Source organism: Streptomyces sp. NPDC002133 (genome assembly GCF_040296405.1).
Classification (GTDB): domain Bacteria; phylum Actinomycetota; class Actinomycetes; order Streptomycetales; family Streptomycetaceae; genus Streptomyces.
Genome location: NZ_JBEOXF010000043.1, coordinates 1 through 20,371, shown reverse-complemented (window position 1 = coordinate 20,371; position 20,371 = coordinate 1). Strand labels below are relative to the sequence as shown.

General features: G+C 68.0%; 19 protein-coding genes. 9 read left to right on the top strand and 10 right to left on the bottom strand.

Going from position 1 to position 20,371, the window contains the following annotated elements; all coding sequences use genetic code 11:
- Nucleotides 1–19 precede the first annotated feature (19 nt).
- From ABT078_RS30255 to ABT078_RS30240, 4 genes are all read right to left on the bottom strand, one after another.
- Nucleotides 20–691: an IS110 family transposase gene (locus ABT078_RS30255; protein ID WP_351233270.1), complete on the bottom strand. Its 672-nt coding sequence runs from the start codon at nucleotides 689–691 to the stop codon at nucleotides 20–22.
- A gap of 385 nt (nucleotides 692–1,076) precedes the next feature.
- Complete coding sequence (locus ABT078_RS30250) at nucleotides 1,077–1,721, bottom strand: hypothetical protein (RefSeq protein ID WP_351233268.1); 645 nt, start codon at nucleotides 1,719–1,721, stop codon at nucleotides 1,077–1,079.
- A gap of 476 nt (nucleotides 1,722–2,197) precedes the next feature.
- Nucleotides 2,198–3,940: a serine/threonine-protein kinase gene (locus ABT078_RS30245; RefSeq protein WP_351233266.1), complete on the bottom strand. Its 1,743-nt coding sequence runs from the start codon at nucleotides 3,938–3,940 to the stop codon at nucleotides 2,198–2,200.
- Nucleotides 3,941–4,758: 818 nt separating this feature from the next.
- Nucleotides 4,759–5,319 (bottom strand): hypothetical protein, encoded by a 561-nt coding sequence (locus ABT078_RS30240; protein WP_351233264.1) that lies wholly within the window; start codon nucleotides 5,317–5,319, stop codon nucleotides 4,759–4,761.
- 65 nt (nucleotides 5,320–5,384) lie between these two features.
- On the opposite strand from ABT078_RS30240, the gene ABT078_RS30235 reads away from it, so the two are divergent.
- Together ABT078_RS30235 and ABT078_RS30230 are read left to right on the top strand one after the other, a co-directional pair.
- Nucleotides 5,385–5,558: a hypothetical protein gene (locus tag ABT078_RS30235; RefSeq protein WP_351233262.1), complete on the top strand. Its 174-nt coding sequence runs from the start codon at nucleotides 5,385–5,387 to the stop codon at nucleotides 5,556–5,558.
- Between the two features lie 501 nt (nucleotides 5,559–6,059).
- Nucleotides 6,060–7,289, top strand: a complete 1,230-nt coding sequence (locus tag ABT078_RS30230) for a methyltransferase domain-containing protein (protein ID WP_351233260.1) — start codon at nucleotides 6,060–6,062, stop codon at nucleotides 7,287–7,289.
- Nucleotides 7,290–7,350: 61 nt separating this feature from the next.
- On the opposite strand, the gene ABT078_RS30225 is transcribed toward ABT078_RS30230, so the two are convergent.
- Nucleotides 7,351–9,615: a pentapeptide repeat-containing protein gene (locus ABT078_RS30225; RefSeq protein ID WP_351233258.1), complete on the bottom strand. Its 2,265-nt coding sequence runs from the start codon at nucleotides 9,613–9,615 to the stop codon at nucleotides 7,351–7,353.
- Nucleotides 9,616–10,143: 528 nt separating this feature from the next.
- On the opposite strand from ABT078_RS30225, the gene ABT078_RS30220 reads away from it, so the two are divergent.
- From ABT078_RS30220 to ABT078_RS30210, 3 genes are all read left to right on the top strand, one after another.
- On the top strand, nucleotides 10,144–11,181 hold the full coding sequence (locus ABT078_RS30220; RefSeq protein WP_351233256.1) for a hypothetical protein: 1,038 nt from the start codon (nucleotides 10,144–10,146) through the stop codon (nucleotides 11,179–11,181).
- 112 nt (nucleotides 11,182–11,293) lie between these two features.
- Complete coding sequence (locus tag ABT078_RS30215; protein ID WP_351233255.1) at nucleotides 11,294–11,728, top strand: hypothetical protein; 435 nt, start codon at nucleotides 11,294–11,296, stop codon at nucleotides 11,726–11,728.
- Nucleotides 11,729–11,732: 4 nt separating this feature from the next.
- A complete protein-coding gene (locus ABT078_RS30210; protein ID WP_351233253.1) occupies nucleotides 11,733–11,894 on the top strand; it encodes a hypothetical protein in 162 nt (53 codons plus the stop codon).
- Between the two features lie 122 nt (nucleotides 11,895–12,016).
- Here the strand turns inward: ABT078_RS30210 and ABT078_RS30205 are convergent, their stop codons facing one another.
- From ABT078_RS30205 to ABT078_RS30190, 4 genes are read right to left on the bottom strand one after another with little or no spacing between them, the layout of a single operon-like run.
- Nucleotides 12,017–12,826: a hypothetical protein gene (locus tag ABT078_RS30205; RefSeq protein WP_351233251.1), complete on the bottom strand. Its 810-nt coding sequence runs from the start codon at nucleotides 12,824–12,826 to the stop codon at nucleotides 12,017–12,019.
- Entirely contained in the window at nucleotides 12,823–13,080 is a 258-nt protein-coding gene (locus tag ABT078_RS30200) for a hypothetical protein (protein WP_351233249.1), read from the bottom strand. Before ABT078_RS30200 ends, ABT078_RS30205 begins: the two co-directional genes overlap by 4 nt.
- Nucleotides 13,077–15,293, bottom strand: a complete 2,217-nt coding sequence (locus tag ABT078_RS30195; protein ID WP_351233247.1) for a Mucin-19 — start codon at nucleotides 15,291–15,293, stop codon at nucleotides 13,077–13,079. Before ABT078_RS30195 ends, ABT078_RS30200 begins: the two co-directional genes overlap by 4 nt.
- Nucleotides 15,294–15,353: 60 nt before the next feature.
- Nucleotides 15,354–15,776: a restriction system modified-DNA reader domain-containing protein gene (locus ABT078_RS30190; RefSeq protein ID WP_351233245.1), complete on the bottom strand. Its 423-nt coding sequence runs from the start codon at nucleotides 15,774–15,776 to the stop codon at nucleotides 15,354–15,356.
- A 371-nt stretch (nucleotides 15,777–16,147) separates the two neighbouring features.
- Here ABT078_RS30190 and ABT078_RS30185 point away from each other — a divergent pair, with 371 nt between their 5' ends.
- Nucleotides 16,148–16,654, top strand: coding sequence for a hypothetical protein (locus ABT078_RS30185; protein WP_351233243.1), 507 nt, complete (start codon nucleotides 16,148–16,150; stop codon nucleotides 16,652–16,654).
- A 322-nt stretch (nucleotides 16,655–16,976) separates the two neighbouring features.
- Here the strand turns inward: ABT078_RS30185 and ABT078_RS30180 are convergent, their stop codons facing one another.
- On the bottom strand, nucleotides 16,977–17,420 hold the full coding sequence (locus ABT078_RS30180) for a hypothetical protein (RefSeq protein WP_351233241.1): 444 nt from the start codon (nucleotides 17,418–17,420) through the stop codon (nucleotides 16,977–16,979).
- Nucleotides 17,421–17,674: 254 nt separating this feature from the next.
- Here ABT078_RS30180 and ABT078_RS30175 point away from each other — a divergent pair, with 254 nt between their 5' ends.
- The 3 genes from ABT078_RS30175 to ABT078_RS30165 form a co-directional block, all read left to right on the top strand.
- Entirely contained in the window at nucleotides 17,675–17,881 is a 207-nt protein-coding gene (locus ABT078_RS30175; protein ID WP_351233239.1) for an Imm32 family immunity protein, read from the top strand.
- Nucleotides 17,882–18,166: 285 nt separating this feature from the next.
- The gene (locus ABT078_RS30170; RefSeq protein ID WP_351233237.1) at nucleotides 18,167–18,616 is read left to right on the top strand and encodes a DUF6193 family natural product biosynthesis protein; all 450 of its coding nucleotides are present in this window, start codon (nucleotides 18,167–18,169) and stop codon (nucleotides 18,614–18,616) included.
- A gap of 1,114 nt (nucleotides 18,617–19,730) precedes the next feature.
- Nucleotides 19,731–20,371 (top strand): reverse transcriptase domain-containing protein (locus ABT078_RS30165; RefSeq protein ID WP_351233235.1); only part of this gene is annotated, 641 nt, incomplete at its 3' end.

Below are 20,371 nucleotides of genomic sequence, written 5' to 3'. Positions count from 1 at the left end.
CGGTGCGCGACGGAGATGATCAGAGGGACTTGGTTCGTGCGGCAGCGAGAGCATCACGCATCTGGGCCTCGTTGTCCTTGACCTGCCGGTCAAGCCTGCGCAGGTCGGCCAGCAGATCACGAGCGATGTCCCGGCGGCAGTGGTCCGTCGCAGTGGCCGGCCGGATGCCCTTTATCAAAGTCGTGGCCTTCTCTGCCGACAGCCGTGTGGGGGCGCCACCGGGCAACAGGTCGCGAAGGACCGCGTGGAGACGGTTGACGATCCGCGTCCGCTCGCCGGTCAGGTCGTCGTGCCGCTCGGTCAGCAGCCACAGGATCGTGGACTGGTCCTCCGCGGTGACCTTGCGCAGATCAGTGCGGAAGAGCGCGACCTGGGCCACGTGGAGAGCGTCCGCGGGGTCGGTTTTCCGGTCCCCGCCGGTGGCCAGAAGACGGGCCCTGGCCGACAAGGTGGAAGGCACGTCGACGACATCCTCGCCCGCGGCGGCCAACTGCTGAGCAAGAGACCGGCCGAGACCGCCGGTGCCTTCGACCGCGAACCGGCGCCCCGGCCACTGCGCGCACCAGTGCAGAAGCCGACCGAGGGTCCCGGAGTTGACGACGAACCGCCGCTGACCAATCTTGTGGCCTGTTGCATCGACAGCGACTGCGGTGTGCGAGGACTTGTGGGGATCGATCCCGATGATGATCATGCGCATCCTGTCCTGGCGGCTGACGGGCAGAAATGTGCGGTGGGCACTCGGACTTGAAGTAGCAGTCACACACATTCATGCCTCTGTCGAGCCACACCGCGCGGGTGCCGGACGGCGGTGGCACGCTAATCATGAGCCAGCCCGCAGGGTGGCAAGACACTACACGAGCCCGTGCCGACCGGCGCCCTGGACGCTACGGCTGCAGACCGAGCGCCTGCGGTCGATTCAACAAGTCAGACACTCCCAGGAATAGTGCAGGGCCAGAACGCTGCCTCTTCACCAGTAGCGCGTCCTCGCCGAACCTGGGGGCTTGGGCGGCACGGATGCGGTTAGCGGGAGGGGGCCGGCCGGATCGGCATGGGTTTCGGGGCCGGGCGGGTGCGCGTCAGCCGACCGGGTCGGTCGGCTCCGGCGACGGATCGGGCGAGGGTGGGGGCAACGCGGGCGGCTGCGCCGTTGGGGCCGGGATGGCTTGCTGCTGAACCGTCGGTGCCGTCGCCGCTGGCAGCTGGACTGCAGATAGCGGAAGCGCTGGCGCCGGGATCGTCGGCGCCTGCTGCTCGGCCAGGATCAGGGCGCTAGATGGGACGGCGACGCGCAGTTCGTGCAGGCCCAGGAGGGCGGTGTGCAGATGTTCGGGGCCCTCATAGGCATCGTAGGCCAGGATGAGCCGGGCGCGCGTCTCGAGATTCTGCCAGGCGTAGCGTCTGCGGAGGTTCGTCATGTGGCGGGCGTCCGCCCGCAGGAAGGTCGACCCGGCCGAGAACCCGGCGGCCAGGAGGGCAAGGATGGCCGCAGGCACCCGCGCCTCGGCGGAGGCCAGACCCGCCGCGCCCGAGATGCCAGCGAGGACCGCCGCAGGAAAACCCAGGCTGAGATAGGTCGCGTGCCACAGCTTGGCGCGGCGCTGCGCACGCCGTGCACCGATCTGGGCCTCGGTGATTAGCTTCTCGACTTCGGCACGCAGCGCGAGCAGCCGTGCGTCGTTGGCGGCACCCTGCGCCGCTCCGGCGGAGGTTCGGTCGGGCACGAATCCCCCTGACTGGAACGGGAGTTGGAGGTCCCAGCCCAGAGTTTAGGGGTTGCTCCCGGATTGGCGACAGGGAACGTACTCGCCTCACCCGTACGGGATCAGCCGCCACCGAAGACCTTGTGGCGTCCGAACGAGAAGTACGGGCGGGGCAGCGAACTCTTGGGCATTCATCCCAGCACCACCTACGCACTACGCATGGTCCCAGTTCGCCCAGAACAGATAGACGGACTGGACTACCTCGCAGCGATCCAGGCCACCAAATAGCGCAGGGTTGGAACACTGCCGCTTCCCCAGTAAGCCTCCCCCGCCTCCGGCCGCACCGTCGCCGCCGGCCTCGCCGTCCTCACCTGGACCGCCGCCTTCACCCTCGCGCCACCGGGGGGCCGCCGCTGGAGAGACGACGAACCTGCTAGCCGCCCCTGATCCTGCGGCCGGACGGCACCGTTTGCCGGCCGCCCAGGTCTCCGACCCGGTCAATTGCGCGGCTGTTGACGTCGCCTTCCGACGGACGAAAGCACGGCCAGAATGGCGGAGAGGGCGGCGGCGACGGCGGCCAAGGGGAGGACCCCGCGCAGGGCATAGCCGATGCTGTCGAAGAAGTACATGGCGTCCACCGCTTGCAGAACCAGGCCGACGCCGCCTGTCGCGATCAGCCAACGGCCGGCCGTGTTGCGCACGAGCAGCAGCAGCAAGCCGATGGTGAGAACGGCCGTCTGGACGCCGAACAGCGTCATCTGCACCGTTCGAGAGTCGCTCGACATCGCACCGGCAGTGACAGCCTGGTCGGTCGCGACAGGGATGACCGGAACAGTGAGAAGGCATACCAACGCCATCACGGCAGTCGCAGTTCTGGCGGAGGGCTGTAGGGGAGGGAGAACCGGCGTAGTGCCCGGGCCCGGTCCTGCTGCCGGACGGCACCAGCGGCCTGTGGGCGCACGTACGGCCATGACCACAGCGCCGGCCGCCGACGCGGCCGTCAGCGGGCCAACGACGTAGGCGATCATCTCGACGGATGGTGGCCCTCCCACCAGTTGGTATTGCACGCTGGCGCTCAAACACTGCAGAGCCGTCGCCCCGCCAGCTGCCGTGATCATCCAGCGTCCAGCCATCTTCTGCCTGAACAGCATCAGCGCGCCCGTGGCGAGCACGGCCGTCTCCGCGATGCCCATCGCCATATTCACCGCGATCAACTCTGTCGGCGCAGAGGGATCCAGGATGTACTCGACGGTCTTGGCGACCATGGACATAAGCCCTGGAAGGCAGAGCAACGCCAGCGTGATCGTGGCACTCGCGGCTCTGCGCGCCTCGGACGTGGGATCCATCCGCGGGAGCGGAGTCGTGCCGGGCATCGTCGGAGGTGGCGTGTTTTCTGGTGCGTGGTCAAGTTGTCGCAGGGCTTGGGCGACGTCGGCCGCGTTCCCGTACCGCTGGTCAGGGTCCTTGTGCAGGAGGGCCAGCACCAGGTCGTCCCAGGTGGATGGGATGCCCTGGGACACCATGCTGGGGGCGGGCGGTTCCTCGGTGAGGTGTGCCGAGAGGTATCCCATGGTGTCGGGTGCCTGGAACGGAAGCTGGCGTGTGATCAGCTCGAAGAGCAGGCAGCCGAGCGCGTACAGGTCGCTGCGCGGTTCCGGGAAGCCACGTGCTTGCTCAGGGGCCATGTACGGGGGTGTGCCCACGATGAAGCCGGTCTGGGTAAGGCGATCCGCGCTCGCGTAGGGGTCGCCGGCCCGCGCGACGCCGAAGTCGAGGACCTTCACGATGCCCGACGGCGAGATGAGGATGTTGGAGGGCTTGATGTCCCGGTGCATGATTCCGGCATCGTGGGCCTCTGCCAGCGCGTCGCATATCTGCGCACCCCATCGAGCCGCGTCCCGCAGGGTGACGACGCCTTGGCGCAGCTTCGCGTCCAGGCCCTCGCCTCGAACGAGTTCCATCACCAGGAACGGGACCTTGCTGTCTCCGGTGTCCGTCTCGCCGACGTCGTGGATGGTCACGATGTTGGAGTGCTGCAGGCGGGCGGTGATTCGTGCCTCGCGAAGGAACCTGGCGCGTGCCTCGGTGCCAAGGCTCCCCCCGCCGGCGAGCAGCGAGATCACCTTGACCGCGACCCGTCGGCCCAGCGACTCGTCCTGCGCCTCCCACACCTGCCCCATACCACCCTCGCCGAGCTGCCGCACCAGCCGGTAACGGCCCCCCAGAAGCTCATTGCGCACTGCGATGCCTCCCTGCTTCGGTCACTTCCGCCCCTCCCGCCAGCGAACCGACGCATAGGGATCATGTCGCAACTGCCCAAGGGGCACATGTGATACGCGATATCGCGTAGGAGGTGACGGACCACCCTCACTCGCCCCACTCGTACGAGTCGTCGTCCGACGGCGGTCGACTACGACCAGGTAGTCACCGAACGCCTCCAGCTGCTGCCGCAGTCCGCGGCCGGAATACCGCACCCCGCAAACAACGCCTCTCCACCAGTACTGCTCACTCACGACCAAGTCCGCGAGCACGAGCTGCCCGCCGCCGCGGGCAAGGCCGGCGACCCACGCTGGTCGGCGTTCGCCAGCCGGTACGGACTTGATGCCTCCCAGCCGGTGCAGTGGGAGGTCGAGGCTCTCGACCCGACCGAGCTTCAGCGCCTGGTCCTCGCTGCCATCGCCCCCGTACATCGAGGACGCCGTCCTCGGTGACCGCATCGCGGAGGAAGAACGACAACGGGAGCAGCTCAGGGCATTCGCCGACGGGTGGTCCTCCAGCCATTCGCCGGCCCGTGAGTGACTCCAGAACTCATCGACATGGAGCAAGCCACGGGGCTACGCAGTGACTCCCGAAGCTGTCCGATCTCAACGAATCCAGTCCCCTTCTCATCAAAGGCAGCCGGGGGTTGGGGAACCTGTGAACGATAGCCAGCGTTTGCGCTCTCCGTCGGGGCCAGCCGAGATCTGTAGGGCTGCCTACCACGTCGTTTGAACGACGGTTCGGCTCTACCCGCCGCAGGCTGAGCAACAGGCGGCCGGCTGAGCCGACGGCGAGATGGTCAACGCGGCCAGGGGGTCCCCGCCTGCCATTCATCGAACTTCCAGGCCGGATGACACGTGCTCAAGTACGGCAGGTGCCCGTCCCACTCGACGGCTGTCAGTGCCTTCGCGAGCCGGAGGGTGATGTGGCCGGTCGCATCGATGTCGAACCCCCAGGAGAAGCCGGCCACCGGCAGGACGTGCCGCTGGGCCTGGTCCAGAGGTGTCCACGCCAGGAAGCTGTGAGCGAGCCAGGCCATGGGTTTACGTTCGCCTCGTGACGGGGCGTCGAACAGCGTGGGGCTGACACCGAAGAAGGCGTAGGGGGACGGCGCATCTTCGAACAGGACGAACGGGTCCATATCAAAGTCGACACCGCCGGACGCGTTGTCTGTGGACCGGACCAGCTGGACCCAGCCGAACAGGGCTCGATACCCCCTCCCGGGGTAGTCCACGACAGCCGTGCAGCACGGAAACCCGCGCGATTCAGGGTGCTTGCCGACCGTCAACGGCTCATCAACCTGCTCAAGAGCCACCGTCACATTGCCGGTCTCACCATCGCGGGTGAAGGGAATGATCACGGCATCACCCTGCCAATGGTGCATCGTCAGCCACAAGAGCCAATGAACCCTAGGCCGACTTGTACATGTGGCGGTCCACCCTTGCGAGCCGGGACGAGCCCTTCACGAACCCGGCCCTGTTCGAGCAGCGTCTGGCCGCCCTCCATGCCGAGACGGACGCGCTCCGCGAAGGACCTGTGATGACGCTGCGCAAGACCAGGACGATCTGCGAGGCCGTCCAGCGCACCCGTACGTCCTGACGTCCCGCCGCGGACACCCGCCGGAGCGGTACCGGCAGGGATTAGGGGAGAAGCGAGAGCGCCTGTAGGTGAGGTCCGAGCGCGATGCCGATGCAGATGTCGAAAACGTCCTCGTCCATGCCGACGGCCTCTTCGAAGGCATGGTCGTCGAAGCAGACCAAGAGGCCCTGGCTACATGGCCGGCCGGGCTGCACCGGCGGGTTCCGGGGCCCGCTGGACCACCATGGTCTGCCGACGGGGATGGGCCGGGTCCGCACCGCGCTTGAGGGGCAGCCTGTTTCCAGGTCCCAGGAGAAGCGGCGCGATCGCGTTGTGCGCTCTGCCGCGGCGGGCGCGGCTCTTCTACCTTGGGCGGGAGGCCTCGAGAGGGAGGACGGTGTACACGTGGATGTCGTCGAGGGGAAGCACCGCAGTCCGGTAGGGGATGACGGGCATCAGCCGAACAGGCCCGTGCCGCCGGCGCCTCCCCCGCCGCCGTCGCCCGAAAAGAAGTAGCCCGCGATGACCGCCGTCCCCGCCGCCTACGCCGGCCGGCTGCTCGCCGACGTCGCCGAGCAGCTCGGCCACCCCGTGCACACGGAGCTCGCCCGGGCACTGCGGGCCGTGCCACGGCACGCCTTCCTCCCGGACCGGTTGTGGCTTCGGGACGGGCGCGGCGGATACGAGCCGTGCGACCGGGCGACACATCCGGACGAGTGGATGGCGGCCGCGTACTCCGATGCGCCGCTGGTCACGCAGTTCACCGAGGGGATGCCGTCGTCGTCCGCGTCGATGCCGTCCACTGTGCTGCGCATGCTCGAGCTCGCAGACCTTCAGCCACTTGCCGGCACCCGGCCGCCGGGGCGTTCCGTGATCGAACTCGGGACGGGGACGGCGTTCAACGCCGCCCTGCTGTGCGAACTGCTCGGATCCACCGGGGTGACCACCGTGGAGCTCGACCCGGTGCTCGCGGAGCGCGCCGAGCGCAATCTGAAGCCGCTGGGCTACACGCCCACTGTCGCGCGGGGCGATGGGGCGGCCGGCTGGCTCGACCGGGCGCCGTACGACCGGCTCCTAGCCACCTTCTCCGTCGACCACATCCCCGCGGCGTGGCTGGCACAAGTCCGGCCCGGCGGGCGGATCATCACCCCGTGGTGGTCGGCGTGGTGCGTGTACGGCACCCTCGCCCTCGACATACGGCCGGACGGAACCGCCACGGGCCACTGGCACGACTTTGCGTCGTACATGCCGATGCGCTCTCCCGAACCTCGAGCGAGCACACCAGGCACGGAGCCGAGCGGGTGCAGCACGGTCTCGCGCACCGGGCTGTCGCCATGGGCGGTCGCCGGCGGCGACCTGGCCGCCGAGTTCCACATCGGCCTGACCGTCCCCGGCGCCTCGTTCGCGTGGGACACCAGCGGCCAGCACGCGCACACCCGTCTCGAACTCGAGGACGCTGGCAGCCCATCGTGGGCCGCCGTCGACTACGACGGGCGCCAGGCGGAGGAGTTCACCGTCACGCAGGCTGGCCCGCGGCGCCTGTGGGACGAGGTAGCCGCGGCGTACGCACGGTGGGAGACGCTCGGCCGGCCTGGCGCGGACCGGCACCGGCTGACCGTGGGGCAAGACGGCACGCACACAATGTGGGTCGACGCCGCCGATCGGCCGGACCGCCCCATCACCTCCCTGCCCCACGCCTCCTCTTCAGCCAGTAACGCGGGTGGCCGCGATACGGCTCTGCGGTCTCCTTGACCGCCCGATGGCTCACCGACGAATTGGGAACCCGTGGGGTGACACAATTCTGGGGTGACGTCTACCGCTTGACCCGTCCACGGACGGCGAGAACGGCGAGGCCGAGCAGTACCGGTTCGGCCAGTCGGGATGCCATCTCGGTGTAGGTGCCGGCGGTGGTGAGGTCCTGGCCGGAGGAGCGGAAGACGACCGAGTTCACCACGATCCGGAGGGACTTCTCCCACCGTTCGGCAGTGAGCCGGGAGGAGAGGGAGCCGGTGGGGTTGACCGGGTCGGGCTTGTCGGTGGTCAGGGAGATGTCCTGTCCGGTCAGCTGTCCGGTGGTGGCGGGCTTCGGGTCGTCCACAGGTAGCCCCCACAGCATCATGACCAGCACGGTGGCAGCCATTGCGCCGAGCAGCCAGCCCAGCGCGCGGGAAGCCCGCAGCCCGTACCCGGACACCGCCCAGTACAGGGCCAACAGTGCGCGCTCGGCGCGGGGCCGGTTGCGGTCGTGGCGGCGCATCTGCATCTCGCCGTAGTAGAAGTCCGCGGCGTCCGGCTCGTTCTTGCTGTCTTCGAAGGACTTCCGCAGCTGCCGGTAGACCGGCGCCAGCTGCGCCGGACCCACCACCTCCACCCCGGCCGGCGCCGCCGTCCACCCGGACCGTCCCCGATTGGCGTGCCAGTGCTGCTCTTCGGCCAGCGTCCGTCGTGCGGTCCACCGCACAAGAAACAAACCCCGACGCCGCAGACCCGACGGGGCGGGCGCGAGAGGGCATTCCCCTTCCAGCCGCAGTTGGTCCAGGTGCACCGTGCCGGAGAGCACGCAGGCGCTGAGGTCCACGTTGTGGAGCACCAGGTGCGCCGCGTCCGCTCCTCGCAGAGACGCCATCCGCACCCCCGGATCGCTGCCCACCAACTGTCCCTCAGCCAAGGCTGCTTCGGCCGGATTGGTGAAGGGGGCGGTCCGAGCGGTGATGCTCAGCGGATACTCGAGCACCGCGTCGTTCAGGTCGACAGTGGCGTATCTCAGCCGCAGGGCGGCGGTGGAGTCCCATCGCGTGCGCTGGCACTCGATGCGGGCTGCTGCCGCCTCGAGGGTCACGGGGCTGTTGAAACGGGCTCCGGACAGGCTGAGGGTTCCCTGGCAGATGAGGGGGCCCAGCTGCGTTGCCGTCTCGAACGTCGCCTCGCGGAACGAGGCGTCGCCGGAGAACGTTGCCTCGTCGAACCAGGCCTCGCCGGAGAAGGTCACCTGGCCGAAGACGGCGCGAGCGGAGAACGTCGCCCCGCGGAACAAGGCGTTGTGGGAGAACGTCGCCCCGCGGAAATAGGCGTTGTGGGAGAACGTCGCCCCACGGAACAACGCGTTGTGGGAGAACGTCGCCCCGTCGAACAAGGCGTTGTGGGAGAACGTCGCCCCCTCGAAGATCGCGCGGGCGGAGTACGTTGCCTCGTCGAAGCTGGCGTCGCCGGAGAACGTTGCCCCGTCGAACCATGCCTCACCAGAGAAGGCCGCCGTGTTGAAGAGGGCGTCGCCTGGGAACATTGCCCAGTTGAAGGCGGCGACGCCAGAGAACGTTGCCTCGTCGAAGATGGCGCCGGAGAACGTAGCCCTGTTGAAGACGGCGTCGCCGGAGAACGTAGCCCTGTTGAAGACGGCGTCGCCGGAGAACGTCGCCTCGTCGAACCAGGCGTCGCCGGAGAACGTCGCCTCGTCGAACCAGGCGTCGCCGGAGAACGTTGCCTCGTCGAACATCACGTTGTCGGAGAACGTTGACCTGCTGAAAACGGCGTCGCCGGAGAGCGTCGCCCCGCGAAACCCGGCTTCGCTGGCGAAGGTCGCCTCGCGGAATCCAGCGTCGCCGGAGAACGTCGCGTCGCCAAACGAGGCGCGGGCGGAGAACGTGGCCCCGTTGAACCACGCCTCGCCGGAGAACGTCGCCCCGCGAAACCCGGCGCGGGCAGAGAACGTCGCGTCGCCGAACCCGGCGTCGCCGGAGAACGTCGCCCCGTCGAACGAGGCGCGGGCGGAGAACGTTGCCCCGTCGAACCAGGCGTTGCCAAGGCAGGGCCGTCCGGTGGCGGGATCACGGAGCGCGTCCAGGAGTTGCTGCAGCAGATTCTGTGAGATGGGGGTGCCGCGGTGGTCGAGACCTCTGCCAGGCGCCAGTGCGCCGAGGTAGGTGGACCGATCGGCGTTCGTGAGGTGAGTTAGGCACGCGCCGTACTGCTCTACCTGACGACCGCGGCAGCCAACCGGGTCGCTGGCCGGGTCCGCACCGCGGGCGCAGTGCGGCCAGGGCGGCGCGGACAAGGAGCGCGGCGTGCCGGTGGTCGTCATGTCCGCTGGGACGTGCTCGGTCGATGCCCGGTTGCCGCGGGCGGTCGGCCGCGATCGGCTTGCTAGGCAATGGTCCCTGGCCAGCGCCCCGGGGGATCCTCCACGGCCCGGATCCCTTGAATCCCAGGTAGCCCCCTTTGGGCGCCCTCCGTTCTCGGCGCGGCCAGCGCAGGTCTCATCAGACCGGAGGCTCGGGAGGGTCCGCGACCGCTTCTTTCTGAAGGGCCCAGGTGCGGCCCACGTGCGCGATTCCGTCGACCATCTTGATCAGCCGGATGACTACGGCACGTTGACTGCCTTCTCTGAACTAAAGATCTCTGCGCAGTCTTCGAGTTCATGCAGGTGCATGGCGTTATCGGTCAGTCCTGACACCGGTAGTCGATCGGCGGCGACACCGCCCAGGACGGGAAGGCAGGCTGACCGCCTAGGGAACGCCTAGGGACTCACTTCACCCGGAGGCGACACACCCGTCAGCCTCAGCAACTGGACAATGAAAGATCTTGCACCCGTCACCGGGGAGATTCGACAATGAAGGTCGGACTGGCACGTTCCGCCGCGATCCAATGGGTTGCCCGGCATGCCCAACCCGATACCAACTTCCGGGGCGCGTACTTCAGCGGCTCGACCATCGGGCTGCCGGACGACGCCGAGCTGTCGCCCTCCTCCGACATCGACTTCGTCGTCGTCACCGCCCAGGAAGCCCCGCCGGCAAAGCCGGGGAAACTCCGTTTCCAGGGCGCCTTGCTGGAAGTCAGCTACCTGCCCTGGCCCGAGCTCGCCTCCGCCGACGACGTCCTGGCGTCCTACCACCTGGCCGGCAGCTTCCGCACCGACACGATCATCGATGACCCCACCGGCGATCTGCACAAACTGCACGCACACATCTCGCGCTACTTCGCCGCCCGGCCCTGGGCCCACCGCAGATGCCAGGATGCCCGCCACCGGATCGAAACCCGCCTCGCTGCGATCGACACCTCGGCGCCGTTCCACGAGCAGGTCACCTCTTGGCTGTTCCCCACCGGCGTGACCTGCCACGTCCTCCTCGTCGCAGCCCTGCGCAACCCCACAGTCCGCTTGCGCTATCTGGCCGCTCGCGAGGTCCTCACCGACTACGGCCACCTCAGCCTTTACCCGGAGCTTCTGAACCTTCTTGGCTGCTCGCATCTGCCCGTGCAGCGCGTCCAGCACCATCTGCGCGAGCTCGCCGCGACGTTCGACGCGACCGTTGAAGTGGCGAAGACCCCGTTCTTCTTCAGCAGCGACATCACCCCCACCGCACGGCCGATCGCGATTGACGGAAGCCGGAGACTCATCGACTCAGGCGACCACCGCGAGGCGGTCTTCTGGATCATCGCGACCTTCGCCCGCTGCCACACCATCCTGGCCAACGACGCCCCTCAACTGCACGAAGCCCTCGCCCCAGCCTTTCAGGCGGCCATCACCGATCTCGGCATCAGCTCCACCGGTGACCTCATCCAGCGGGCCGAAACGGTGAGCCGGTTTCTGCCCCGGCTCTGGCAGACCACCGAGGACATCCTGAACGGCAACCCCAACATCACCAAATAGCAGCGGAAAGACATCGACTCGGCCCCGTTTCGGTGCCAGGTTCCTGTCCAGCAGATCGTTGAGGGTGGCGAGGCACAGATACCGGCGCCTGGCCAGCCGAGGGGGGAGGACCATGCTGTTTGCACAGCTCAAACCCGGCGGGCTCTACGTCAAGCGGACCTACCGACCGGACTGGGAGCTGACCTTGATCCGGGTCGGCGAGTCCCCGCGCCTGTGGCGGTGGAACGAGAAGCGGTGGTCCTACGAGGTGGCCGAAGACGCCGACCGGCCGGACCTCAAGCAGCGTGTCGGCTATCTCGCCGTGGCGCCCCCGGCGGCGTGGCCGGAGAGCGACGGCGTGGGCGGCATGCTGAGGCGCGGCATCCATCGCTGGGCGAGGCCGATGGCCGCGCTCCGTTCTCCCTTGCCGGATCCCTCCGTGACGCGTGTGGCCTGGTTCGATCTGCCCTCGCGACGAGGACGAGGAGCTGTCATGGACGATCTTCGATCCGCGGGACATCGTCTGCCCGTACACCTCACCGGAGGAGTTCCAACAGTGCATCCTTGACCGGATGACGGCGCTCGGCGTGGAACCGGCGCCCGTGTTCCAGCCGCCGCCCCCGGGCAGCATCACGCCCACCGACGTCCCTCGTGCGGCGCTGCGACTCGACGTCCTCGCGGAACTCCTCGACCGCATCCCCGGGCCCGGGGTGGAACAGGAGACCGAACGCTGACGGGTGTTCCGCCCAGCGAAGTGGCGAGCCCGAGGTACCCATGTCCGGATTCCGCGTACATCCTCCGCGGCGACGTCGAGTTCTATGACGGCGAGTCGGGCCATTGAAGGGCTGTCAGCCGACTAGAGGTTGGTCTTCCAGGCGCGGATTTCCAGACCGACAATGGGGGCTTCGGGGTCGAGACGGCCGGTCATGACGAGCCAGCTGCGTACTGCGACGGCCACATCGCCGCTCGCTGCGTCGACCATGGCCTTGAACTGGACAGCGTCGAAGCCCTGCTCGCCAGAGCCGGGGCCGCCGGTGTTCTCCGCATACGCGCGTTCCTCGGTGCCATCGGTGCGCTTGACGACGTTGCGTCGCACCCCGGGGGAGTCGGCGGCCCGGCCGGCGTCGTGTTTGAAGGCGCCTTTCCGGGCCCGCACAGTGAAGGCGATCTTTCCGCGGTTCGCGGCTGCCTCCTCGACGACCGGCCGGAGCCGGGAGGCGCCGGAGGCGATGTGCTGCTTGCCGGCCTTGGCCAGGGACGAGGTCCAGGCCTTCACCGGCTTGCCCTTGTCGTCGAGGACGGTGCGGCCCTTGCGGTCCTTCACGGTCTTCTCTGCGCGGGCGTGGTTCGGCTTGCGCACCTGGGCCTTGTATCCCTCGCGGTTCAGGCGCGGCTGGATGTGCGCGGCGGCGAGGGCTTTGAGGCTTGCGAGGTCGCGGGGGCCGCCGGCCTGTACTTCTTGGACCACGGCCCGCAGCGCATCGACCATCGAGGCGCCCTTGTTCTTGGTGAAGAACTGGGACACGAGCGACGGGTTGCGGCCGAGGATCTCGCCGACCTGCTTCTTGTTGAAGCCCTCTGCGATCAGCTGGTCGGTGAGCCGTGCGGCCTCATTGCGCTGCGCGCGCCGGCCGCGGCCGGTCGCCCTCCGCCTGCGCGGCGTCACGCGGCCACCCCCTCGTCATCGTCGGCGCACTCGTGATCGGAGTACGCCGTGGTCTCGTCGTCGAACTGGTCATCCCCCGAGGCCCCGCAGCCGTGGCAGTGCCATTCGGCGCTCCAGGTCACTTCGCCATCGTGGCCGCCGTCGTGCCCGGACGACGGGGTGTCCTCGTCGTCCCACACCGCCTCACCCGAGGCGCCGCACTCCGAGTGCTCCCACCTGCCGCCCCACACCACTTCCGCGCGTGCTGCGCTCACTGGCCTTCCGCCTCAAGCGCCTGCCGGCCAAAGTCCTGCAGCACGTAGAACTCTTCATCAGTGGTGGGCGTGGTCTGCTCCCAGGACATGGCGCCCTTGAGCAGGTAGTCGCCGGGCTCGCCCTGGTAAGGCCACTCGGGGCGGACCGAGCTGTAAATTGCGTCGGTCCGGAACGCGAGGATCGAACCGGCCGGCAGGTGCAGCGCACCGGCCTTCACCGGCTTGCCCGTCGCCGGGTCCTTGGTGCCAGTGCCGGCCGACAGCAGCGCGGCACGGGCCGCCGACCACACCCCGGCCGCCCACTCCGGGTGCGCGTATTGGTCCCGGGCGAAGCCGGCGTTGCGCTCCCAGGTGACATGCGTGTCCGAGATGCCGGTCAGTCGTGCGCCGTCCGGGATCTCAGGCACCTCGCCGCCGGCGCCGAGCTCGAGCGAACCGGTCGTGATGCGGGGCCGCTGCGCGAACGTGCCGATCCCGTACAGCAGGATCGCCCGCACGGCACGCGAGGCCAACCGCGCGGCCTGACGCTGCCGCTCGTCGCCATGGATCTCACCGAGGGCACGCAGCGACTGCCACGCGTCCTTCAGCTTGTTCGACCAGCCCTTGAGCGGGTCGCCCTTCTCCCACAGCAGACCGTCCAGGATCTCGATCCGCCACGGCTGAATCGGGTTACGCAGCGCCAGGTTGACCTCAGCGCCGCCCGCCCACGTGACGAAGGTGCGGCCGCCCTCGTACGGGTAGTGCCACGACCGCTCCCCGGGTGCCGGCGCCGGCAGCAGGCCGACATGATTCCAGTCCTTTGGGATCGTCACCCGCACCTGCCAGTGCGACGGGGAGAAGAGCGCGTCGGCCTGCTCCTTCTCGCTCATCGAGGCAAACGCGGCCGCGGTCACCCGCTGCGGCACGCCCACGCCGGAGGACCAGGTGTGCTTGGCGTAGGCGAAGGTCCGGTCAACCTCGTACCAGCCGGGCACCCGCTCCGGCACCCGCGGCGGGGAGATCAGCTCGGTGCGGCCCTGCCCGGCGGTGGCGTGCAGCAGACCGCGGATCTCCTGCGACATCACGGGATAGCCGTCGGCCCACTTCGCGCCGGCCTTGGCGGGGATGGTCCGCGACCACAGGTCCCGGCCGGTCTGCGACGGCGAGCCCATCAGCACCACGTCGTCCCAGTGCCGGCGCAGCGCCTTCCACAGCTCGACGAAGGCGGCACGGACGGTGGCCGGGTCGGCGCCGGCCGGGTCGAACCACTCACCCACGGAACGGATCTCGGTGTGCTGGTCCGGCCCGCGCTGCCAGCGGCCCACCGGGTTGCGCGGGTGGACCAGGTGACCGGCCTGACGGTCCTTGCCGCGCGAGGACTCCACCTGCCAGCCCTCAGGCAGCGGGCCGTTCAGCCACTCAGCGACCGCATCCTTCAGCCACTGGTGGCGTGCCGCGTTCTGGTGCCACGGGTCGCCCGCCGTGATGTAGATCCGCTCCACATCCGCCGGGACTGTCGCGTACACCGCGGTCAGGATCTCCGCGACACTCGCGCGCCCCAGGTCCACCGTGACCGTGCCGGCCTGCCACACGAGCACGCCGGTCGCGGTGTCCAGGAACGCCATCTGCCGTGTGGCCTGCTTGAAGTTGGGCCGCTTCGACGTCAGGTTCGGCTCGGCATAGATCCAGCGGTCACCCTCGGCACCGTCGGGGATCGACGGCAGCTCCCGCTCCTGCGCCCCCTCCGGCTCCACCGTCGCCGGTGCCAACAGCTCGGGGGAGAGGGCCACAGGCAGAGCAGCGACATCAACGTCCGCCGACAGAGCCTGGTCCTGGTGCTCACCGTCGTCGGGCTGCTCAGTGACCTCGGAGGAAGCTGAGGGCCGCTCGGCCGCACCCAGATCTGGCGCGAGGGTACCGGCCGGCTCCTTGATCGGCTGTGCGGCCGCCTGCGGCCCCGTGCGATCTTCGGGGGAATCGGACGGCGCCGCCTTTGCAGGCTCGCTGGCGAGCCCCTGGGGGCCCAGAGAGGGCACCAGAGCGACCACGTCGATCACCGAGAGGCCCGCGGACGTTGCAAGTCGGTCAGCCTTGGCCTTCTCGTAGGCGCCCAACTCGACGACCCTCTTGTCGCGTTCGGCGTGCAGCTTCGCCAGCTGCCGCTCGAGCGGCTTGATCTCATCACGGACCTCGCGGAGCTCGGCGAGGCCGGCGTTGTATGCCTTGCTGTCCATCTGCAGCGTCCCTGGTAGTTCCGGTGGAGGCCCCGCCTTGTGCGGCACGGAGTCGTTCGGTCAGTAGGTCTGCGGCTTGTGGCGCTGCGCCTCTTCGCGAAGTTCTTGAAGTCGGCGACCGCTGGGGAGGTGGATGTACTGGCCCCAGCCGTTGATGTCGCTCCCGGTCTGGGCCTTGAGTGCGGGGGAGGGCTGAGCGAAGGCCCGCCCATCAGGGATCTCCACCCAGCCGTCAGCGGTGACGGTGGCCTCATGAGTCCGCTGTCGGCGGGGCTGGTGGTGCTGCAACTTGTCGCCAGGCGCGGCCAGGCCGGCCTCGATAATGAACATCAGCGCGCCCGGGCCTCGGGTCTCCTGCTCTGCGTCCGGCTTCTTCTTACCGAGGAGCTCGCGGCGCAGCACGTCGTTGGGGGTGTCGACGAGCGGCTCGCTGTGCCGTTGCAGGTAGGCGAACACCTCGTCGTCGATCTCAATCTTCCGCATGCCCAACACCTTCACTCTGCACTCTGAACTCCAAAGTCTGGCAGATTTCAAGAGGGAAGCGCAAGGGCTGTGGGGACGAATGTTTCCGTCTGAGGGCATATTGGGCGGTCACGCCTTGACGGGCTGTCACGGATCGACCGAGTAGCCAAGAACGGATCCCATGTGTGGCCCGTCGGGCTCGAAGACGGAACACCCCCGCGTCGCCGGGGAGGACCATCGGCTGCGATGGCGAGGCCGCGGCGACCAGAGCCAGCCCGATTCGCAGCCAGCGTAAGGGGCCATGATCTCTCGCCCCATGGCAGCTCCAGCCCAAAGCCGCTACGCCGACCTTCGCTGTACCGTCTCCGCAGACGATCACAGGGGAGGGCAGGATGACGGGTGATCTCCAATTCAGCTGGGAACTGAGCGGTTCCGGCTGGGCAACGTGCCGTATCGCTGACGGCTCTTCGGAGCGGAAGGACTTCGTCAGCTACTGCACGGACGCTCTCGCCGACTTGCTTCATGGTGTGGCGGGTCTCTATGGACCCACCACAGTCCAACGGGTCTCCTTCGACCTCGAACCGGCCGAAGTGAGGTGGGTCCTCCGCGGCCGAGGCTCGGACGTTGACATCGCGATCTACAGGTTCCCCGATATGGACGCGAGCTTCGGCGTGCCTGACGAAGAAGGCACGCTCTCCTGGAGCTCCTCGCAAACCCGCAGCGTCCTTGGCCATGCGGTCGTGGAGGCAGCGCAAGCGGTCTTGCGGGAGCACGGAGAGGACGGTTACCAGGAGAGGTGGGTGCGGTACCCGTTTCCCACTGCTGCTCTGCAGGATCTCAGGCGCTTCCACGTCCGAGATGACGAGTGCCAGCGCGAGCATGACATGGCGCTCCCATAGGCGTAGGTAGCGGTGGCCGTCGCCGATCCAGCTCAAGCTGGGGAGCGAGAGTAATCGCCAAGACTGCCGACACCGACCTCTGGCAACGTGCCCCTGTCGTGCCCGCCAAGGCAGGGAACCACGGGGAATCACGGTGGCTAGCGGGGCAGCGGACAGCACAACGACCCCCGACCGTTTCACCACGTCAGGGGCCGTTCACGTGCGGTGGGTGTGGGACTTGAACCCACGGTGACGTCGCCGCCACGACGGTTTTCAAGATCGCTCAAGGGGGTTGACTCGCCCATTGCGACTCCACCGACCTCAGCGCCTTGAGCGGCTTCGCTCATGTCACGACCCCCGTGCAGCGGGTGATCAACTGGCTGAGCTCGGCAGGCGACAGGTGCGTCATGAGGCGACGCAATGCCGCGGCCTGCTGATGGACCCGCTTGATGGTCGACCGTCTGGTCGTGGCTGAGCCGGGGACGTCCTGGGCGGGCCCACAGCCGGCGGCAACATATAGCCCGTCCAGCCAAGCCCCTCGCCCCTTCGCACCATCCCGTCCGACCACCGCCACACGCGTCGCAACCTCGGGCTCGCGGCCTTCAAGAAGCCAAACGTCCACGTCCAGTTCAGCAGCGCGGAAGAGCAGACCATGTTCCGTCAACTCCGGATCAGCGAAGCCTGCATCTTCGGCAAGGAACGAGAACGCTAGTTCAACCTCGGACCGGAACTCGTCCAGCTGATCTAACCCACGGCTCATCATCCGATGCTCCGCCAATCCCACCATCGACGGAAGCCGTCAACCGGCGGACGTTCGTGGCCATGACATCAGGGCCGCGTGCCCCTTGCGTGCCCGACGAGTGGGGGGCAAGCGGGGAACCATGGGGACTCGGGGCGACTCAGCCACCGCCCTGCAGGTCAGCCATGCCCCAGGTCAGACCGCATCGGCATACGTGGTCTTCCAAACTGGTGCTCCAGAAGACGCGCGGTGGCGCTTGACCGGCCATTAGGACTCCACCGCCCGCGTTGTAGCGTGACGCCATGGATGAACCCCGGATCAAGGTGTACGGCTCAGCGACCGAGATCACCATTGCAGCCAACGCGGCCGGGCTGCGAGACCTCGCCGAGCGACTCGCAGGTCTGGCTGCCACCGGACTCCGGGACGGATACCACGAGCATCTTGAGGGCGGCATCAATCTCGAAGACGGCTCGATCAGCCTGATCCTGGCCCGAGATGACAAGCTGTAGAACTCGCACGCGCACGGGCGAGCGTCATGTTCCGTGCCCCTCCCGTGCCCGATCGAGCGGGAAACCACGGGGAACTTCGGGTAGTCACGGTGCCCAGACACGAAGGCAGCCCCCGACCAAAATCGCCTGGTCGGGGCCGTTCACCTGCGGTGGGTGTGGGATTTGAACCCTTGGTGACGTCGCCGCCACGACGGTTTTCAAGACCGCCCAGAGGTTGCCTCGCCCGTTGAGACTCCACCGACATCTCCGTTGACAACAGGGCAGGTCACACATCACGGTCACTGCATGGATGCCGAGCGGCCGCGCCGCAGTCGTGACGAAGCCTGGGCGGATTTACTTGATGCGTACAGGCCGCCGCACGAGAGCGCCTGGGACGAAGCCCTGTGGCCGCTGCTGAAGGCTGCTGCCAGTGACTCGCTCTTTCGATCGATGTACCCGTGGCTCTCAATGCACCAGCTGTACGCGTCGAAGTTCGATGACATGAGAGATCGGCATGAGCCCTTCCCCACCATCGCGGCCGGCGGCGACGTCTACTCAGTCATCGCGTACCCCCTGCTGTCGGGCCATGTGCTTTTTGAGACCAACGATCCGGCCGAGGCGGTGGCCGTCGCCGCCCGCCTGATGCGCGATGTCTTGGCGGGCCGATCGGCGGAGAGCGAGGGCGATCACAGCGATGTGCCCCATCCGTACCCGATCAACCGGAGAGGAGAGGGGAGCCGCGGGGAGTCACGGTGATGCGGCCGCACCCCCGCAGGTCAGCGCCCCGCAGCTCAGCACGCATCCGCATACCAGGTCTTCCAAACAGGTGCTCCGCTCAACCGACCCAATCTAGAACGGTGGGTCGTCGGAGTAGCCGTCCGGCCATAGATCATCCTTCGGGCCGTAACCCGAGACCCATGGGCTGGGTAGGGGGCCGGGCTCCGCTCCCCAGGTCACGAGGCACCATTCTGCGAGGTACCGGTAACCCCCGTACTCAGTGCGTTGTGGCAAACCGGATTTCGTTCGAGGTGTGCGGCGCGGTGATCATCTGGACAGAGGTACGGGTGCGGCCGTGGGCATGAAAGAACGGGCCCCTTGGTAGTGACGCGGTTACGACACCAGCACGACCAAGGAAGCCCGTTGCGCGATCAGTTGAGCAGTATCTCTGTGCCTGCGTCCACTGCGGTCACCCCTGGGTGTGACTGCTACGTGCACCGGTTCGGTTCGATCGCTCCAGGGTTGCGGGCAGGCTGCTATCCCAGTGACATGACGGATGCGGAGTTTGCGCCGTGAGGCGCTGTTGATTCGAGTGGAGGTGGGAGACCTTCGCCGCTGACCCTGTCGCAGCAGGGCGGTGAAGCTGAGGGCAGCCTGAGCCGGGTGGTGCCGGGGAGGGCGGGAGCGGCCCTGACAACGTCGGGACGTGCCAGTACTGCCAGATGGTGCGGGTCCGACAAGCGTGATGGAGAGGAGTACGAGAGGAACCGGTGTCGTTACGTCCTAACTCCGTCACCGACTCAAATCTGGTGGATACGGGTCGGGTGCGGTGCGCACGGCCGTCTGCGGGCGGCCGGAACTCCTGGGGTGTCTTATTCCGGGCGCCCGGGAGGCCATGGGGAAGGTCTGCGGCGTACTCATGGCGATGCCGCTGGGATACAGCCGGGCTCCTACTCCATCGAGCGAATCACAGTGAACACGGGAACCGCCCGTTCGTGGCTCCCGGTCAGCGGGCCGCCAGCTCGCGGGCCGGGATAGGCACACCGACTGCCGAACGGAACGGGCGGGGCGGAGCCGTCGTAGTACTCCGAGCCGGGGAGAGCCTGGCACATGGGGAAGGACGGCAGCGGTTATGCGAGGGGAGGAGGCTGCAATGCCGAAAGACGCACCGGTGAACATCGGTGCCGCGCTGGAGGAGCCCCCGATGGGGCCGCGGCAGCGGGTATCGGAGATGCAGGCCAAGCTTCACCGTTGGGCGGTGGCCGATCACGGCCGCCGGTTCGACGACTTGTTCAACCTCGTGCACGACCCGGCGACGCTGATCGTGGCGTTCGACCGGGTCGCCGGCAACCGGGGAGCGCGAACTGCGGGCGTGGACGACCTCTCGGTCGCCGACGTCGAGGAGCGGATCGGGGTCCCCGGATTCCTGGACGACCTGCGCGGCCAGCTCAAGGCGGGCGCGTTCCGAGCCCTTCCGGTGCGGGAGAAGAAGATCCCCAAGCCGGGCGGGTCTGGGAAGGTCCGGCGGCTGGGGATCCCCGTCGTCGCCGACCGAGTGGTCCAGGCGGCGCTGAAGCTGGTGCTGGAGCCGATCTTCGAGGCCGACTTCAAGCCGGTCTCCTACGGTTTCCGACCCAACCGGCGGGCCCAGGACGCTATCGCCGAGATCCACCTCTTCGGGACCCGCGGATACCGCTGGGTCCTGGACGCGGACATCCAGGCGTGCTTCGACGAGATCGAGCATGCCGCCCTGATGGACCGCGTCCGAGCGAGGATCAAGGACAAACGGGTCCT

Excerpts from the sequence above, each read along its gene's own strand:
- ABT078_RS30255 (WP_351233270.1), bottom strand. The coding sequence starts at position 691 with ATGATCATCATCGGGATCGATCCCCACAAGTCCTCGCACACCGCAGTC.
- ABT078_RS30235 (WP_351233262.1), top strand. The coding sequence starts at position 5,385 with ATGTGGCGGTCCACCCTTGCGAGCCGGGACGAGCCCTTCACGAACCCG.
- ABT078_RS30230 (WP_351233260.1), top strand. The coding sequence starts at position 6,060 with ATGACCGCCGTCCCCGCCGCCTACGCCGGCCGGCTGCTCGCCGACGTC.
- ABT078_RS30225 (WP_351233258.1), bottom strand. The coding sequence starts at position 9,615 with ATGACGACCACCGGCACGCCGCGCTCCTTGTCCGCGCCGCCCTGGCCG.
- ABT078_RS30220 (WP_351233256.1), top strand. The coding sequence starts at position 10,144 with ATGAAGGTCGGACTGGCACGTTCCGCCGCGATCCAATGGGTTGCCCGG.
- ABT078_RS30215 (WP_351233255.1), top strand. The coding sequence starts at position 11,294 with ATGCTGTTTGCACAGCTCAAACCCGGCGGGCTCTACGTCAAGCGGACC.
- ABT078_RS30210 (WP_351233253.1), top strand. The coding sequence starts at position 11,733 with ATGACGGCGCTCGGCGTGGAACCGGCGCCCGTGTTCCAGCCGCCGCCC.
- ABT078_RS30195 (WP_351233247.1), bottom strand. The coding sequence starts at position 15,293 with ATGGACAGCAAGGCATACAACGCCGGCCTCGCCGAGCTCCGCGAGGTC.
- ABT078_RS30190 (WP_351233245.1), bottom strand. The coding sequence starts at position 15,776 with ATGCGGAAGATTGAGATCGACGACGAGGTGTTCGCCTACCTGCAACGG.
- ABT078_RS30185 (WP_351233243.1), top strand. The coding sequence starts at position 16,148 with ATGACGGGTGATCTCCAATTCAGCTGGGAACTGAGCGGTTCCGGCTGG.
- ABT078_RS30180 (WP_351233241.1), bottom strand. The coding sequence starts at position 17,420 with ATGGTGGGATTGGCGGAGCATCGGATGATGAGCCGTGGGTTAGATCAG.
- ABT078_RS30175 (WP_351233239.1), top strand. The coding sequence starts at position 17,675 with ATGGATGAACCCCGGATCAAGGTGTACGGCTCAGCGACCGAGATCACC.
- ABT078_RS30170 (WP_351233237.1), top strand. The coding sequence starts at position 18,167 with ATGGATGCCGAGCGGCCGCGCCGCAGTCGTGACGAAGCCTGGGCGGAT.